Annotated in this window: 1 pseudogene; it reads left to right on the top strand. The window is 35.1% G+C overall.

Going from position 1 to position 1377, the window contains the following annotated elements:
• Positions 1–94: 94 nt before the first annotated feature.
• A pseudogene (locus tag AB0M22_RS45690) lies at positions 95–1119 on the top strand (IS3 family transposase); the annotation flags it as partial.
• Positions 1120–1377: the final 258 nt, after the last annotated feature.

The raw sequence follows: 1377 nt of genomic DNA, 5'->3' as shown, positions 1-1377 counted from the left end.
CTAGCCAGGCGGAGATGGCGTTGCCGAGGTTGAAGGCGCCGATGTTGACGGCGGAGGCCAAAGTTGGTGCGCCTGAGGCCTGATCGAGCACGCGTACGACGTGGCCCCTGCAACAATTTATAAATGGATAGACCTCTACTCTAAATCTAATGAAAGCTCCGTCTCTAAAGCTGATTTTCTAGAATTAAAAAGACAACTGGCTAAAGTTAAGGAAGAACGAGACATCTTAAAAAAAGTATTGACCATATTCGCCGAGAAAAAGAAGTGAGTGCTGCGGATATGGCTCAAACCATACAAACTTTAGCACTCAATGTCAGACTAAGCTGTCAACTCCTTGGTGTTACTGAATCAAGTTATTATGAACGGATTAACCGACATCCATCTAAAACTCAATTAAGGAGACAATACCTGTCACTCAAAATTTCTCAACTCTTCAATGCTAACCGAGGAATCTATGGTGCTACTAAAATTCATCATCTTCTACTTAAACAAGGGGAAAAAGTCGGGTTAAAACTGGTACAGAAGCTAATGAAGCAACTTCAACTCAAGTCTGTAGTCATTAAGAAATTTAAGCCTGGATACTCACTAAGTGATCACATCAATCGAAAAAATTTCATACAGACTGAACCTACAAAGAAAAATAAGGTTTGGTCAACCGACATTACTTATATTCCTACTCACCAAGTATGGGCTTATCTCTCAACCATTATGGATCTTTATACTAAAAAAGTCATTGCTTGGGATTTGGGCAAGCGAATGACTGTAGAATTAGTGCAAAGAACTTTAAATAAGGCCATTAAATCACAAGACTATCCAGAAGCTGTTATTCTTCATTCTGACCAAGGAAGCCAGTATACGAGTCTAGAGTATGAAGAGTTGCTTAAGTATTATGGGATGACTCACTCTTTCAGTCGAAGGGGATACCCTTATCATAATGCCAGTCTTGAATCTTGGCATGGACATTTAAAAAGAGAGTGGGTGTATCAATTTAAATATAAGAACTTTGAAGAAGCCTATCAGAGTATTTTCTGGTACATCGAAGCCTTTTATAATTCAAAACGAATCCATCAAAGTTTAGGGTATCTTACACCTAATCAATTTGAAAAGGTAAGTGCTTAAAATAAATAGATTAAAATTCTACGTTTGTTACTCTAAAAACTTGACTTAACGTCAATGGGTAGAAGGAGTTGTTTTTTGGAAAAAATTTATAGCAAAAAATTAACTCAGATTTCTAATTATTTAACTTTTTAATTTATGTTCTTTACTATAGCTAGTTTAATAAAAAAATTTGCTAAAAATTTGGAGCAAGGTATTATAAAAATTTTAATTAAAATTTTTATATTTAAAAAAATAAAGAATACTAAAAGTAAACCTTAT

The organism is Nocardia sp. NPDC051756, from assembly GCF_040681495.1.
Lineage (GTDB): Bacteria > Actinomycetota > Actinomycetes > Mycobacteriales > Mycobacteriaceae > Nocardia.
This window is presented reverse-complemented; position numbering and strand designations above follow the sequence as displayed.